Origin of the sequence: uncultured Zhongshania sp., from assembly GCF_963975605.1 — a bacterium.
Lineage (GTDB): Bacteria > Pseudomonadota > Gammaproteobacteria > Pseudomonadales > Spongiibacteraceae > Spongiibacter > Spongiibacter aquimaris.
Genome location: NZ_CAXBHN010000010.1, coordinates 52,470 through 66,456 on the forward strand (window position 1 = coordinate 52,470; position 13,987 = coordinate 66,456).

14 protein-coding genes are annotated in these 13,987 nt (G+C 49.9%); 8 read left to right on the plus strand and 6 right to left on the minus strand.

The features are described 5' to 3' along the window. Positions 1–6: 6 nt before the first annotated feature. Complete coding sequence (locus AAC007_RS10355; RefSeq protein ID WP_295875069.1) at positions 7–603, plus strand: TetR/AcrR family transcriptional regulator; 597 nt, start codon at positions 7–9, stop codon at positions 601–603. A 55-nt stretch (positions 604–658) separates the two neighbouring features. Here the strand turns inward: AAC007_RS10355 and AAC007_RS10360 are convergent, their stop codons facing one another. Next, complete coding sequence (locus tag AAC007_RS10360; protein WP_339676543.1) at positions 659–3,007, minus strand: TonB-dependent receptor; 2,349 nt, start codon at positions 3,005–3,007, stop codon at positions 659–661. A 189-nt stretch (positions 3,008–3,196) separates the two neighbouring features. Here AAC007_RS10360 and AAC007_RS10365 point away from each other — a divergent pair, with 189 nt between their 5' ends. Beyond that, positions 3,197–4,258 (plus strand): MBL fold metallo-hydrolase, encoded by a 1,062-nt coding sequence (locus AAC007_RS10365; protein WP_339676545.1) that lies wholly within the window; start codon positions 3,197–3,199, stop codon positions 4,256–4,258. A 249-nt stretch (positions 4,259–4,507) separates the two neighbouring features. Here AAC007_RS10365 and AAC007_RS10370 read toward each other — a convergent pair whose 3' ends face one another. Further along, entirely contained in the window at positions 4,508–5,539 is a 1,032-nt protein-coding gene (locus AAC007_RS10370) for an NADP(H)-dependent aldo-keto reductase (protein ID WP_339676547.1), read from the minus strand. A 124-nt stretch (positions 5,540–5,663) separates the two neighbouring features. Between AAC007_RS10370 and AAC007_RS10375 the strand changes: the two genes are divergently transcribed. Genes AAC007_RS10375 through arsH form a run of 4 tightly spaced genes read left to right on the plus strand, consistent with a single transcriptional unit; the run spans position 5,664 to position 8,337 of the window. Beyond that, complete coding sequence (locus AAC007_RS10375; RefSeq protein WP_339676549.1) at positions 5,664–6,065, plus strand: metalloregulator ArsR/SmtB family transcription factor; 402 nt, start codon at positions 5,664–5,666, stop codon at positions 6,063–6,065. A gap of 29 nt (positions 6,066–6,094) precedes the next feature. Then, on the plus strand, positions 6,095–6,586 hold the full coding sequence (locus AAC007_RS10380; protein WP_295875055.1) for an arsenate reductase ArsC: 492 nt from the start codon (positions 6,095–6,097) through the stop codon (positions 6,584–6,586). Beyond that, positions 6,586–7,605: an ACR3 family arsenite efflux transporter gene (arsB, locus tag AAC007_RS10385; RefSeq protein ID WP_339676551.1), complete on the plus strand. Its 1,020-nt coding sequence runs from the start codon at positions 6,586–6,588 to the stop codon at positions 7,603–7,605. Before AAC007_RS10380 ends, arsB begins: the two co-directional genes overlap by 1 nt. 24 nt (positions 7,606–7,629) lie before the next feature. Continuing rightward, the gene (gene arsH / locus AAC007_RS10390) at positions 7,630–8,337 is read left to right on the plus strand and encodes an arsenical resistance protein ArsH (RefSeq protein WP_339676554.1); all 708 of its coding nucleotides are present in this window, start codon (positions 7,630–7,632) and stop codon (positions 8,335–8,337) included. Between the two features lie 40 nt (positions 8,338–8,377). Here the strand turns inward: arsH and AAC007_RS10395 are convergent, their stop codons facing one another. From AAC007_RS10395 to arsS, 3 genes are all read right to left on the minus strand, one after another. Continuing rightward, positions 8,378–9,415, minus strand: coding sequence for a methyltransferase domain-containing protein (locus AAC007_RS10395; protein ID WP_339676557.1), 1,038 nt, complete (start codon positions 9,413–9,415; stop codon positions 8,378–8,380). Positions 9,416–9,454: 39 nt separating this feature from the next. Further along, complete coding sequence (locus AAC007_RS10400; RefSeq protein ID WP_339676559.1) at positions 9,455–9,895, minus strand: DUF2834 domain-containing protein; 441 nt, start codon at positions 9,893–9,895, stop codon at positions 9,455–9,457. Positions 9,896–9,967: 72 nt separating this feature from the next. Further along, positions 9,968–10,921 (minus strand): arsenosugar biosynthesis radical SAM (seleno)protein ArsS, encoded by a 954-nt coding sequence (arsS, locus tag AAC007_RS10405; protein WP_339676562.1) that lies wholly within the window; start codon positions 10,919–10,921, stop codon positions 9,968–9,970. A 367-nt stretch (positions 10,922–11,288) separates the two neighbouring features. Here arsS and purE point away from each other — a divergent pair, with 367 nt between their 5' ends. Together purE and purK are read left to right on the plus strand one after the other, a co-directional pair. Continuing rightward, positions 11,289–11,780 (plus strand): 5-(carboxyamino)imidazole ribonucleotide mutase, encoded by a 492-nt coding sequence (purE, locus tag AAC007_RS10410; protein WP_339676563.1) that lies wholly within the window; start codon positions 11,289–11,291, stop codon positions 11,778–11,780. Next, positions 11,780–12,853 (plus strand): 5-(carboxyamino)imidazole ribonucleotide synthase, encoded by a 1,074-nt coding sequence (gene purK / locus AAC007_RS10415; protein WP_339676565.1) that lies wholly within the window; start codon positions 11,780–11,782, stop codon positions 12,851–12,853. The genes purE and purK overlap by 1 nt, the downstream gene beginning before the upstream one ends. Before the next feature lie 23 nt (positions 12,854–12,876). Here purK and AAC007_RS10420 read toward each other — a convergent pair whose 3' ends face one another. After that, the gene (locus tag AAC007_RS10420) at positions 12,877–13,827 is read right to left on the minus strand and encodes an AEC family transporter (RefSeq protein ID WP_296434300.1); all 951 of its coding nucleotides are present in this window, start codon (positions 13,825–13,827) and stop codon (positions 12,877–12,879) included. Positions 13,828–13,987 lie beyond the last annotated feature (160 nt).

The window sequence follows — 13,987 nt, forward strand, 5'->3', positions numbered from 1 at the left end:
AGGATCATGGCTCGACCTTATATGAATAAAATCGCGCGCCGGCAAATGCTGCTAGATACCGCGTCGGGCATTGTTGACGAATACGGTTGGAACACGCTCAGCATGATATCCCTTGCCGAACACGGCGGGGTGAGTCGGCAGTTGGTGTATCAAAATTTTGACTCCATCAACACCCTCACGGAACAGACCGCGTCCTATATGTTTGAGGAGCTCTATACCGAAATTCAGGATGTCTTGCGCAAGCACAGCGATGACATTGTTGTTGCCATTACCAAGGCCCAACACGTTTTATTTAGCTTTCCCGAGGGGCGAGTACAAGCGCTGTGGGCACTGCTGGCCGACAACACCTCGCACAACACGCCGTTTAGCGCGGTTAGTCGTCGATACAGAAAACTCATTTCCGATCTGTATACACCGATTATTTCACGGACAATGAATATCGATACCCAGCACGCGGGCCAAGTCGCCTGGCTGTTAATGATGTCGTTCTGGGGAGGCCAGCAACTCATTCACGACAAGACCATTAGCAAAACCAAGTCGCTGGAATTAATACAATGGTATATCGAGCGCCTTGTGGCGGGTTGCAAAGCGAGCGAGGCGTAACGCTAACATCAGCGCGGCCTTGCTCACAATAAACAGATAATTAATAAGAGCTGTCTTAGTAGGTATACCGCGCCGTTATTCCCACCGTGCGCTGCGGCAATGTAAAGGCTTGATAAGACCCCTCTGGCGAGCCCACTCGCTCATCAACCACGGTGTGAATATTCGCCGGTGCCACCTGATTTATAATCACCTCATCGGTGATATTTTTGCCCCATACCGCAAAGTCCAAGCTTTCATTACGCCAGCCAAAACGCAGATTTGTAACATTGGATGCGGGCATATCAAATTGCGGATCGAGTGACGAGCTCGCGTTAGCGGAACTTGAGTACACATGATCTAGGCGAGAATATAAGTCGCCACCGGAAAAGGGCCTGCGCCAATTCAAGGCAATATTGGCTTTAAATTTTGTGCCCGAAGGTAGCCCCTCACCGCTCAGATCGCACTGACCAGCATCATTATCTGGACTGCGTCCGTAAAAGCATTGGCCACCGGTGTACTTGTCATAAAGCGTGTCGATATAGGCGAGATTAAAGGTAGCCATCATATTTTCGGTCAAAATCATCGTCGAATCGATTTCGATACCATCGACCGTTACCAACTCCGCGTTGTTAACAATAAAGACTAAACCCGCGTAACTCGCATTTTGAAAATCTTTATATTCGGTGTGAAAAATGGAGGCGTTGACCCGCGCGCGACGATCGAGAAACTCGGTTTTTGCACCCAGTTCAAGGTTAATGACATTCTCTTCATCAAAGGGACGCAACTCGTCAGTAGACGTGCCATTCTGCAAACTAAAGCCACCGGATTTAAATCCTGACGACAGCGAACCGTAGAACATGGTGTCACTGCTGAGAAAATAACTCGCAGACAGGGAGCCAGTAACGGCCTCAAACGCATCTTTTTGGTCGAAGTCATTACCGTCTGGCGTTACCTGACACAACAAGTTTGTATTCAACGGAGGCACGCAACCTAAAGGTGACAATTGCGTGGTCTGGGTGACGACGCCATGCTTGTCTTCATAGGAATAGCGAATCCCTACAGCACCCTTCCATTTCTCATTAAACTCATAATCAAACTTGGCGAATACGCCAATATTACTGGTGTCTTGAGTAATGTAGTAATCGCCGCGATCCCCCTCCACACCAAAGGCGGGAATAACCAGCGGCAATAAATTTAAAGGCAAAGCCCCTCGGGAAATGAGTTCATCGACAATGGCATCACCGTAGGCTTCAACATCTTCAGTGGCAATAAATTCGGGCAGCGATTTATCGCCGCGAATAAACTCATTGCTAAAGTAATACCCGCCAAACAACCAATTGAAATCATTGCCGCCATCAGAGGCGATACGAAATTCTTGAGAATAAGAACTGCCGCGCTGCCTGTCGTTAAAGTCCGCCACCTTCAAACTACTTTGCTCTACATCGCCGACAAAATTAAGCCCGTCATAGTCGTCGTAACTGCTTATCGAGGTAAGGCTATAGCCATCACCGAGATAGCTAATATTCAAAATAATGTCGTTTGAATCGCCCTTGTAAAAGCTCTCATCCGCGTATTCTATGAGTCGGTCACTCGGGTCATTTGGAATCGTAACACTTCCACCCGCATTGCGAACGATGCGCTGACTCGCCTCGCTCAAGAAAACATCACCCGTTAAGGTATTCATATCTTTCTCAGCGTAGCCCATTATCAGTCTTGCACTGAGCGCATCTGAAAAGTCTGCCCTAAGTTGTCCGCGAACGGCATAGCTGTTTAAGTCGTCGGCTCCTGGACCGGCGACGTTGTCGATAAGTTCGCCGCGGCGAGAATCAACAAAACTCAGGCGACCACTCAGCCAATTGTTAAGCGGCCCACTCACATAGGATTTAACTTGTCTGAGTTCATCGCTGCCGAGATTGACCTCAAACATTGCTTCAAGCTGCTCAGTTGGCCCCTGAGTCTGCACACTGATGACACCGGCCGTCACGTTTTTACCGTGTAAAGTACTTTGCGGCCCCTTCAAGACCTCAACAGAACTGACGTCAACTAAATCGCCAATACCAATACCCGATCGGGCGCGGAAGGCACCGTCAATAAACAGGCCAGTGGCTGGCTCAAAGTTAGGAATATTACCGGCGTTGCCAATATTGCGAATTCGAAAAGTAGTGGCCAAAGGGCTGATATTAGTCAGGACGATAAGTGAGGGGACTTGCGCGGCGATGTCACCAATATCATTAAAGCCCATATCGGTGAGCTGATCCGCAGTAATCGCGGATACCGATACCGGCACCGTCTGCATATCTTCTTGACGCTTTTGGGCGGTAACAATGACCTCCTCTAGCTGAGCCGCATAAAGCGGAGTAGAAAATACCGCAGCGGCGATAGCTGACGCACAGAAATTCTGTTTCTTCTTTTTATTAATTTTCATTTTTTACACCAGACGAGGTCTGAAAGAGCGCTAGTTCACAACCACTATAGCAATAAGCACGCACTTGTTGATTATTATTGTCATGAATCTATCAAAAAATTTACACGGCGTAAACTTTTAAATATGATGAGCGGCAAGCCTTAAAATTTACCAATGACCTAGAAAGATAATAACCAGCAGGATTCTGAGATGGCTAAAAAACTGACACTCCTCCTATCTGTCATTGCCCTGTCGGGCTGTATTCCACCCGAACTGGCTAACCGCATAATGGAAAAAGGCATCGAACAACGGATGTCGAGCAATACCATGAAGCAACTCGACGACGGTCTGCATTTTGCCCTCTGCGGTGCCGGTGGCCCGATGCCTGCGCCAAAGGCATCCGGCCCCTGCGCTATGGTAATCGCCGGCCAGCGACTGTTTGTAGTCGATGCGGGTACCGACGGTGTGCGCAATATCATGCGCATGGGCTATCAGGTCGGCGACATAGAAGCGGTGTTTCTAACTCACTTTCACTCAGACCATATCGATGGTCTGGGCGAAATGGGCACCCTGCGCTGGGCTGGCGGTGCGAATACCTCGCCGCTAACGGTGTTTGGGCCCCAAGGGGTAGAGAGCGTGGTCAATGGTTTTAATATGGCCTACAGCCACGACTTCAGCTATCGCCACGCACATCACGGCGACGTTGTTGCCCCCACCAGCGGCGCGGGACTTACCGCCCAGCCATTCACCCAACCCCAGCAAGGCGAACTAGCCGTGCTGCTCCAAGACGACGATTTGCGTATTGAAGCGCTGGCCGTTGATCACGCCCCAGTCGCCCCCTCGGTCGCATATCGCTTTAGCTACAAGGGTCGCTCTCTACTCATCAGTGGCGACACGGTGAAGTCTGCCAATATTCAAAAGTTTGCCCAGGGCGTGGATTTACTTGTTCACGAAGCCTTGGCACCTAACCTCGTCACCCTAATGAACAAAGTCGCGAAAGAAACCGGCAACATCGTTGCGGAGCACATAGCACACGATATTCTCGATTATCACGCCAGCCCCGTAGAGGCTGCGGAAACCGCCCGCGACGCCGGTGTCGGCCACCTTGTGTATTACCACATTGTTCCGCCGTTAGTGATACCAGGACAAAAAGCGCTCTTTCTCAATGGCGCGGACAAAATCTTCAAAAATTACACGATTGGCGAAGATGGGGTGGCGTTTAGCCTGCCAAGTGGCTCCAGGGAAATCATTCAAACTAGTAAGAGCTTATAAGATAATTTTACAGGACGCCGGCTGTTATGGGCGTGACCGCTAGTGAGCGCGACCTGCCGAGGCGCTGCATTTTGCAACGCTTCACTGGCAGTAACATCCAGAAAAGATGTCATGTTGACATCGCAATATGCCGCGCCTAGCACTTCAAGAGCCCATCGCTGAGCATTAACGCGGTGTACCCCAAGGAAATTGGGGCACGTATTACCTATAAATTTTAAAATGCTTAAGCTAGACCTGCGCCGCTTATTTCTATGGCGCAGGATTGGGAAGACGCTGGTGAATATCTTCAATCTCTTTTAGCACCACCTCGCTCAACTGCAACTCGGCGCTGTCGATATTCTCTTTTAACTGCGCCATGGTGGTAGCGCCAATAATATTGCTCGTTAAAAAAGCGCGACTCGTCACAAACGCCAATGCCATTTGCGCCGGCGCAAGCTCATGACGTTCTGCCAACACCACATAGGCCTCGCTAGCGGCTACTGCTTGCGGATTGCTGTAACGCTGAAAACGCTCAAACAAGGTAATACGGCCATCAACAGGTCGCGCACCGTTGCGGTATTTTCCGCTCAACATACCGAAAGCCAAGGGTGAATAGGCGAGCAAGCCGACGTCTTCGCGGATCGCCATTTCCGCCAAACCAATTTCAAACGTTCGGTTCAGTAGACTGTAAGGGTTTTGAATACTGGCAATGCGTGGCAAACCATATTGCTCCGCCAGATTTAAATAACTCATCACTCCCCAGGGGGTTTCATTACTAATACCAATGGCTTTCACTACGCCGCTACCAACCAGCTCAGATAGGGTTTCCAGGATTTCATGTAAATCCCGCTCAGCGTCATCATCACTGTGCTGATAGCCCAATTTACCAAAAAAATTGGTAGCGCGATTAGGCCAGTGAATTTGATATAGGTCGATGTAATCTGTTTGCAAGCGGGCCAAACTGCCGTCTATTGCCTCTAAAATTCCACTGCGATTAAGTGGCTTTGCATCGCGTACATGGGGGTGGCCAGGACCGGTAGCCTTACTCGCCAGAACAATTTGCTTGCGCTTGCCGCACTGCCGAAACCATTCGCCGATATATTCCTCGGTCTTACCTTGGGTTTCTGGGACGGGGGGCACAGGATACATTTCGGCGGTATCAAAAAAATTAATCCCCCGCGACACCGCGTAATCCATCTGCTCGAAGGCTTGCTCCTGGGTATTTTGTTGGCCCCAGGTCATTGTTCCTAAACAAATTTCACTGACGTTGATACCCGTTCGGCCCAGTTCACGCATGTCCATTTCAATCCCCCTATTCGATTCCGAATCTCACAGTCACACTAATTTTATTGGACTCAGTGTACGGCAATTTTGACACAGCAGAGCAAGGACCAGAACATCAAGCTGATCGAACCAAAATTAATATATGGATATACATATATACAAACATACATTAAAATCAGCCAACTCGTCTCAAACCAAACACAATGCCATGAATCCAAGCCAGCTATTTAAATGCTTATCTGACGACACGCGACTGCTGTCCACGCTGCTCATCCACAGCGAAGGTGAGCTGTGCGTATGTGAGTTAATGGCCGCACTAGACGACAGCCAACCCAAGATTTCACGGCACTTAGCTCAATTGCGCAGCTGCGGCGTTCTCACGGACCGCCGCGATAAACAGTGGGTGTATTACCGTCTTCACCCACAATTGCCGGCGTGGATTAAACAAATATTGGACACCACCGTGAACGCCCAAAAAGAACAGCTGCACGTCTGTCTCCAAAAGCTCAAAGCAATGCAATGCCGACCAGCAAACTGCGCATAAGGCAAGGTTATGCAATATAAGGACACAAGATGAACCTACTCTTTATCTGCACCCACAATCGCTGCCGCAGTATTTTGTGCGAAGCGATCACGAATAGCTTTGACGATCCACGCGTCCGCGCCTTTAGTGCAGGCAGTCAACCCGCCGGTGAAGTTCACCCACTCTCATTAAAGTACCTCGCCAAACAGGGCATTTCCACGGCGAATTTACGCAGCCAATCCTGGGATGACTTCGCGGGGCAGGCAATTGATATTGCGATTACCGTCTGTGACAGCGCCGCCGGCGAAAGCTGCCCGCTGTGGCTGGGTAATTCACCAAAGGTGCACTGGGGTTTAAGTGACCCGTCTAAACTCTCCGGCAGCGATGCCGACATCGAAGCCGCGTTTAATACCTGCATCGCCTCCATACAAGCACGTGTACAAGCGCTGCTGGCACTGGATATAGAACATCTCGACAAGTCCGAACTTATTTCTGCTCTAAAGAAAATTCACAGCAATGTCAGCGACGGAGTTAAAACCTAATGGGCCTGTTTGAACGGTATTTAAGCGTCTGGGTAGGACTCTGCATTGTCGCAGGTTTAATCCTTGGCAACGTCATGCCTGAGCTATTTCAACTTATTGCGAGTATGGAAATAGCTCACGTAAATTTGCCCGTTGCGGCTTTTATTTGGGTGATGATTTATCCGATGATGGTGCAGGTAGATTTTTCTGCCATTAAAGACGTCGGCAAAAAACCCAAGGGGCTGGCCTTAACGCTGGTGGTTAACTGGCTGATAAAGCCTTTCACCATGGCGGCGCTGGGCTGGCTTTTCTTCCGCGTGATCTTCGCAGATTGGGTTGACCCGCAGACCGCCAGCGAATACATCGCCGGTATGATTTTGCTCGGCGTCGCACCCTGCACGGCCATGGTGTTTGTTTGGAGCCAGCTCACCAAAGGCGACGCCAATTACACCCTGGCGCAGGTCTCTATCAATGACGTCATCATGATCTTTGCCTTCGCGCCTATCGCCGCATTTTTGCTAGGCATTAGCGACGTTACCGTACCATGGGACACCTTAGTTCTATCCGTTGTGCTCTACGTGCTGATACCGCTCATCGCCGGGGTACTAACTCGCCGCGCACTCGACAAGCCCGACAACCACCAACGCCTGCAAGACTTTTTAGGCCGCGTAAAACCCATTTCGATAAGCGGCCTACTGGCAACCGTCGTTTTATTATTTGGCTTTCAAGCGGAAGTTATATTGCAAAACCCCATCGCGATCGTGCTTATCGCTATACCCCTGCTGATCCAAACCTACGGCATCTTTGCGATTACGTTTTACGGCGCCAAAGCACTGCGCCTGCCGCACAATATTGCCGGCCCAGCCTGCCTTATCGGCACATCCAACTTTTTTGAGCTGGCCGTCGCCGTCGCCATTTCACTATTTGGATTACAGTCTGGCGCCGCGCTGGCAACCGTGGTTGGAGTATTGGTTGAGGTGCCCGTTATGTTGTCGCTAGTCGCCATCGTCAATCGCAGCCGCGACGCCTTTCCCTCTTAAGTAACAAGCAAAAACGGATATTGTATGAACGATCTTCCCAACGTCGACGCCGAGTTACTCAAGCCCATCGACGCCAGTAAATTATTTAACAACCTAGAACACCCGCCAAAAATTTTATTATTGTACGGTTCCTTGCGAGAGCGCTCTTTTAGTCGCCTCGCCACCGAAGAAGCCGCCCGCCTGCTGCAGCGCTTCGGCGCAGAAACCCGAATCTTTAACCCCTCGGGACTGCCACTCCCCGACGATACCGACGACAGCCACCCCAAGGTGCAAGAATTACGAGAACTCGCCAGCTGGTGCGAAGGCATGGTGTGGTGCTCGCCAGAACGCCACGGCGCCATGACCGGCATTATGAAAGCGCAGATAGACTGGATTCCGCTCTCGATCGGCGCCGTAAGACCCACCCAAGGTAAAACCCTTGCAGTGATGCAAGTATGCGGTGGCTCACAAAGTTTTAATGCGGTAAATCAATTGCGGGTACTGGGACGCTGGATGCGTATGTTGACCATACCCAATCAATCATCGGTCGCCAAAGCATGGCTTGAGTTTGACGGGAGCGACCGCATGAAACCATCCTCGTACTACGATCGCATTGTGGACGTGATGGAAGAGCTGGTGAAATTCACCCTGCTAACACGCGGCAGCGCAGCGTATTTTGTCGACCGCTATTCAGAGCGTAAAGAAGACCTTGCCGAGTTTAAGAAACGCATAGCTCAGCGCACAAGTGACTGAGAATAAACGCGAGGAATGACATCCATTCACTCCTCGCTTACTAGCAACATGGCGCGCCTTCGCTTAAGGCATCTACAGAAAACGGTAAAGCCACACCACAGCCCTCAAAAATGCCGTAGTGACGACTAAAATCACCAATAAACTCGAAGTGTTGGGCTAAACGAGTATCGTGGAGCATTCGCCATGTATTACCGCATACCGTGAAGACTCTGCCTGTTTGAATATCGTGGTGCTTATCTAATACAAAGCGATGCGGGCTCTCTGCGATAGTACCGCGATATATCACCGCTTGACCGTAGTCCTCGCAATCGCTTTCTAAGGCATCAATATTAAATAAACGATAGGTCGCCGAGAAAAATTTTATGTTCCCGCAGCGGGCAGCCAACAAAGGGTCGGTAATGTCTAAGGGGCGGTCCTCTACCAACCTAGAGTCCGTAAAGCCATGGCGCTTCGCCATTTGTATAAAATCATTCCAGTACAAGGCACCGCCTAAACACTCGCCATAGAGTACCGGGTCATTTTTCACTTCATCAGGTACTCGCCGGTCGGCATACACATCTGAGAAATAAAATTCGCCACCGGGTTTTAATAGCCGTTTTATACTCTGCAGCACGGCGTCTTTATCTGGCGATAAATTAATCACACAATTCGAAACCACAATATCGAAACTGCCTGACTCTAAACCAAGCTCGTCGAGTTTCTCGATATAGCCTTTCAAAAACCGCACATTATCAAAACCGAATTTTTCAGTGTGATAGGCTTGATGCGCTTTGGCGATGGCCAATTGCTCATCAGTCATATCCACACCAACGACTTCACCCGTGGCCCCGACTAACTGCGCCAAGGCATAGACATCTCTGCCGCTACCGCAACCAAGATCCAGCACGCGACAACCAGTCAACACCGGCGGACACACCAAGCCGCAGCCGTAATACCGAGACAAGACGTCGCCATGAATATTTGCCAATACCGGTTTCAGCCACTCGGGCATAAACGTAATATCGCAACAGGCGCTGGTTTTTAAATCGGCCGAACTTTGCAACTGCTTACCGTAATAGTCCTGCACTAGCTCGTGCATACCTTCTCCCAACAACTTAGAAAATGAGAAAAATCACTTCTATAGAACAACAACAGCGGCGAACAGTGTCACTAGAAATAAGCACAACAAAACAAGGACATCGACTACCTTTATTTTATACAGCTCTAGCGGTGATTCATGCGAGGCCCGCTTTAACTCCCTCGCGGCCATAAAGAGCGGGAACGCCACACTAATAGCGATTAAAACTCCGCCGGCAATATAAGCGTAAATATATTTCACACCCAGTCGCCGCCCCTCGATGATCATCCAAACATTGCAGGCAAAGGCCAGGAATAAAACATCTATCACTAAAAATTTTCCCGCAGGGTTGGCATTAAACAGCGCATCCTTCCAGAATTGAATATTCGCTTCAACAATGCCGCTGCCGAGATAAGCCGGTAAATGTATCCACGTTGTTAGCAATGCCAGTAGCGCTATCACGAAGTAAAGCGATACCAGTAATTTTGTTTTCACTTCCATTGTTGTGCCCCTTTTATTTTTATGCTCTTTGTTTTTACGCTCTTTGTTTTTACGGAATGGTTTGCCCAGCTATCACAACGCGCCGCCGCAACTACTGCCCTGCCCCGCTGTGCAGCCGAAACAATGATCAGCTATGGCAATATCATGCCCCTCAACATCAACACGTAATAGATCGCGCAAATGCTTGGCAGATTTACCCACGGTTGGAAGACTCAATTGCTGGTTAAAATCGCAGTCGTATAAATTACCCAGCCAGTCCACGCTAACTAAATTACGGCACATCAGCGATTCCAAGTTGTCGGCACTGAAATTATTTTTTAACAACTCCATATAAGGCTTGAATTGGCCCTTGGAGACCAAGGTCGAACCAAAGCGCTGTATTGGCATATTCGCCAAGGCAAATAAATTATTAAATTCAATATTAAAATTAGCGCGTAGCTCGCGACGATAATCAGCCTCCAGGGATTGCTGATTGGGCGGCAGCGAAGGCCCCTGCGGATTGTAGACCAGGTTCAGTACCAAACCCGAGTCCGGCATACCGTAACCCAGGGAGTTGAGTAATTGCAGGCCCGCGATGCTTTTATCAAACACACCTTCGCCGCGCTGGGCGTCGACATTCTCAAGCGAATAACAGGGTAGCGAGGCAACAATTTCGACTTTATTCGCCGCCAAAAACGCCGCCAAACTTTCCTGACCAGGCTCAAATAAAATAGTTAAATTGCAGCGATCGATGACCTTAACGCCCATCGTCGTCGCCGCACTGACCAATTCGCAAAATTGCTCGTGAAGCTCCGGTGCGCCGCCGGTGAGATCAAGGGTAGTGATATTCCGCGCCGCAAGGACCTGGGGTATAAGGGCGATGGTCTCTGCCGCCATCATTTCTGTGCGCGTCGGGCCTGCATTTACGTGGCAATGCAGACAGCGCTGATTGCACTTATAACCCAGATTAACTTGCAGGGTATCCAGCTGTTTTCTGGAAATGGGTGGGAAGTCTGTGACCTCCAACAACGCCAAGGTATCGTGCATTTTCGCCCCTGTATTTATGATTAAACTAGCGTCTACGGCTCGGCTTCTAAGTCGCAACCCACCATGACTAGATCGCTATTAATTAGCCGCTAACTGACCTTTACGTGACGGTTTCGCCGTCAGACCATAGCGCGATAGCCTTCAACACTCAAAAAATGCGATTTTGTGCAAAATATATACAAACCACTCAGGCAGTGATCAGGAAATATTTTTCTTGCCATTACAATAACTTATCCGGCACGCCGAGACTTGCGATGGGGTATTTTGCATGTTGAAATCGGTGTTTTGACGAGATTTATAATGAGATTCGGCCTAATCGCAGGAATTCCCGTATAATACGCCGCTTTCACGCGAAGAGAGCATAGCAATGAGCGCAAAAGTTGCCCTGATCATGGGCTCAAAAAGTGACTGGGAGACCATGCGCCCAGCCACCGAGATCATGAGCGAACTTGGCGTCGAGCACCATGTAGAAGTGGTCTCAGCCCATCGCACTCCGGACAAACTAATGGAATTTGCCAGCCAGGCAGTCAGCCGTGGCTATGACGTTATTATTGCGGGCGCCGGCGGCGCAGCGCATTTACCTGGCATGGTGGCGGCAAAGACTCGCTTACCCGTGCTGGGCGTACCGGTGCAAAGCAAAGCGCTCAATGGTGTCGACAGCTTGCTCTCTATCGCGCAAATGCCAAAAGGCATTGCGGTTGGCACCTTGGCCATCGGCAGTGCAGGCGCCTTCAACGCCGGCTTAATGGCATGCCAAATTTTGGCGCTAACCGATGCTGACTTAGCAGCGCGCTTAGAGGCCTTCCGCACCAAGCAAACCCAAGATGTATTAGACAACCCGGATCCGAGGAACGCCTAATGCCGACGGTTTGGGTTCTGGGCGCCGGACAATTAGGCGCAATGCTAAAGCAGGCTGCTTATCCACTGGCGCTTAATGTTGAGCCGGTCGAGCCTGAAAGCGAGCAGCTGCCAAACATTATTGACGGCGACACTGTCACCGTTGAACGAGAACAGTGGCCAGACACCCCAGTAACCCGCCATATGAGCCAACAATGCGGCTTTATGAATGCGGATATCTTCGGCAAAATCGCGGATCGTTTTCATCAAAAGACCATGCTCGATACCCTTGGCATTAACACTGCGCCATGGCGATCCGTCGAGGTAAACACCAAAGCAGAATCGCTACATGCAGAATTAGGTCCCGACGTATTATTAAAGCGTCGCGAAGGCGGCTACGATGGCAAGGGACAATACTGGCTGTACGAAGATCAGGGTGACGAAGTCCCCACCGACTGGTTAGGCACCGGCATTGCCGAAAAGAAAATCCCCTTCAATGAGGAGCTGTCTTTGGTTGGCGCCAGAGACAAAGACGGCAATAAAGTCTTCTACCCATTGACGCTGAATCTGCACAGCAACGGTATTTTGATGGCATCTATTTCGCCGCTTTCCCGGGTTGCACATTTACAGCCCATGGCTGAGTCAATGCTGGGGAAAATCATGGACTCAGCCAATTATATTGGCGTCATGGCCATGGAGTGCTTCCGGGTTGGCGAACAACTAATTGTAAACGAACTGGCACCCCGCGTTCACAACAGCGGACACTGGACCCAAGCTGGCGCCTGCGTGAGCCAGTTTGAAATGCATCTACGAGCTGTCTGCGATTTACCGATTAAAGCGCCAGAAGTACGCGGCCAAAGTGTGATGATAAATATCATTGGCGTAGAGCGCGAGATCGCTTGGCTAAAGATTCCATCGACCCAGTGCTACTGGTACGGCAAGGATGTTAGACCCGGGCGCAAACTCGGCCACATCAACATCAATCACCCACAAAAAAGCGCCGTGCAAACAGCGCTGAATGAATTGCGCAAGTTGCTGCCCGAGAACTATCAGGATGTATTTAACTGGGTAGAAAAAGAGTTAAAACGCGTATAGCTCTCTAGCTTGCAAGGCAAGCCTTAGAGCAGCCCCAAGCCATGTAAAACAAACATAATCAAGCTAGCGGTAAAAAGCGAACCCAGTGTGGTCAGTACGATAATATTTGCCGCTAGCGCCGAATTCCCCCCCATCGCTCTCACCATCACATAACTTGCGGCTGCGGTTGGCGCCGACGACATCAGGGCCAACACACCTAATTCAACGTCTCTAAAACCAAGCGCGACGCCGCCGCCTATTAGTAATATCGGCACCACTAACAATTTACAAATCGCGCTCAGCATTGCACTGCTCATATCAGCACGAAGCGCCTTAAAATTTAAACTGGCCCCGGTGCAGAGCAAGGCCAGGGGCAGCGTCATTTGTGCGAAGTACTCACCGCTGCGCACGAATAAGCTGGGCAGCGGCCATTCAAAAGCCGCGAATGGCAGCGCCGCTACAATACTCAGAATAATCGGATTGCCGACTATGCCACGAATATACGTGGCGCTGCTACCATCTCGATTCATGCTGCGATTAAGAGTAAACACCGACAAGATATTATATAAAATTGTCACCAAGGCTAAATAAAACGATGCAGCCACCAGTCCCGCGTGACCATAGGCATTTACGCAATATGCCAGGCCGATAATGCCCATATTTGAGCGGAACGCACCTTGCACCACCACCCCGCGATCTTCACGTTTTACAACCGCAAATCGCGCCAAAAGCTCCAACATCGCATACGTCACAGCCGTGCCTATTAGGCCGTATACCACTAGTTTAACGTTGGCAGATTCAGCGATACTGGTTCGACTGATACTTATGAACATCAATGCAGGTAAGGTGATGTTAAACACCAACTTGCTACCCACTTCGATAAAGTTGTCGTTAATAAAATGCGTGCGGTTTAGATAGATACCAAGCAGCAGCACGACAAAAATCGGGCCGGTGATGGAAAACGAAAAAGACAGCGACTGTAAGAAGTCTTGCATGAAAGGCTACTTTGAATTTGCGACTAGGCGGTGAGGACGCCGGCCAGTATCTCACTCAATGCCGACCATCGACAATATCTAGCAGGTTCTCGCTAACCGCAAATAAAAAAGAAGAAACAACGCCGAGACGCCATTTCTTCAATGCCCCTTTCCACGGAGA

Bases quoted from the DNA above. Each gene is read 5' to 3' on its own strand.
- purK (WP_339676565.1), top strand. From the start codon at position 11,780: ATGCCGACGGTTTGGGTTCTGGGCGCCGGACAATTAGGCGCAATGCTA.
- arsB (WP_339676551.1), top strand. From the start codon at position 6,586: ATGGGCCTGTTTGAACGGTATTTAAGCGTCTGGGTAGGACTCTGCATT.
- purE (WP_339676563.1), top strand. From the start codon at position 11,289: ATGAGCGCAAAAGTTGCCCTGATCATGGGCTCAAAAAGTGACTGGGAG.
- AAC007_RS10365 (WP_339676545.1), top strand. From the start codon at position 3,197: ATGGCTAAAAAACTGACACTCCTCCTATCTGTCATTGCCCTGTCGGGC.
- AAC007_RS10420 (WP_296434300.1), bottom strand. From the start codon at position 13,827: ATGCAAGACTTCTTACAGTCGCTGTCTTTTTCGTTTTCCATCACCGGC.
- AAC007_RS10400 (WP_339676559.1), bottom strand. From the start codon at position 9,895: ATGGAAGTGAAAACAAAATTACTGGTATCGCTTTACTTCGTGATAGCG.
- AAC007_RS10395 (WP_339676557.1), bottom strand. From the start codon at position 9,415: ATGCACGAGCTAGTGCAGGACTATTACGGTAAGCAGTTGCAAAGTTCG.
- arsH (WP_339676554.1), top strand. From the start codon at position 7,630: ATGAACGATCTTCCCAACGTCGACGCCGAGTTACTCAAGCCCATCGAC.
- AAC007_RS10355 (WP_295875069.1), top strand. From the start codon at position 7: ATGGCTCGACCTTATATGAATAAAATCGCGCGCCGGCAAATGCTGCTA.
- AAC007_RS10370 (WP_339676547.1), bottom strand. From the start codon at position 5,539: ATGGACATGCGTGAACTGGGCCGAACGGGTATCAACGTCAGTGAAATT.
- AAC007_RS10360 (WP_339676543.1), bottom strand. From the start codon at position 3,007: ATGAAAATTAATAAAAAGAAGAAACAGAATTTCTGTGCGTCAGCTATC.
- arsS (WP_339676562.1), bottom strand. From the start codon at position 10,921: ATGCACGATACCTTGGCGTTGTTGGAGGTCACAGACTTCCCACCCATT.
- AAC007_RS10375 (WP_339676549.1), top strand. From the start codon at position 5,664: ATGGATATACATATATACAAACATACATTAAAATCAGCCAACTCGTCT.
- AAC007_RS10380 (WP_295875055.1), top strand. From the start codon at position 6,095: ATGAACCTACTCTTTATCTGCACCCACAATCGCTGCCGCAGTATTTTG.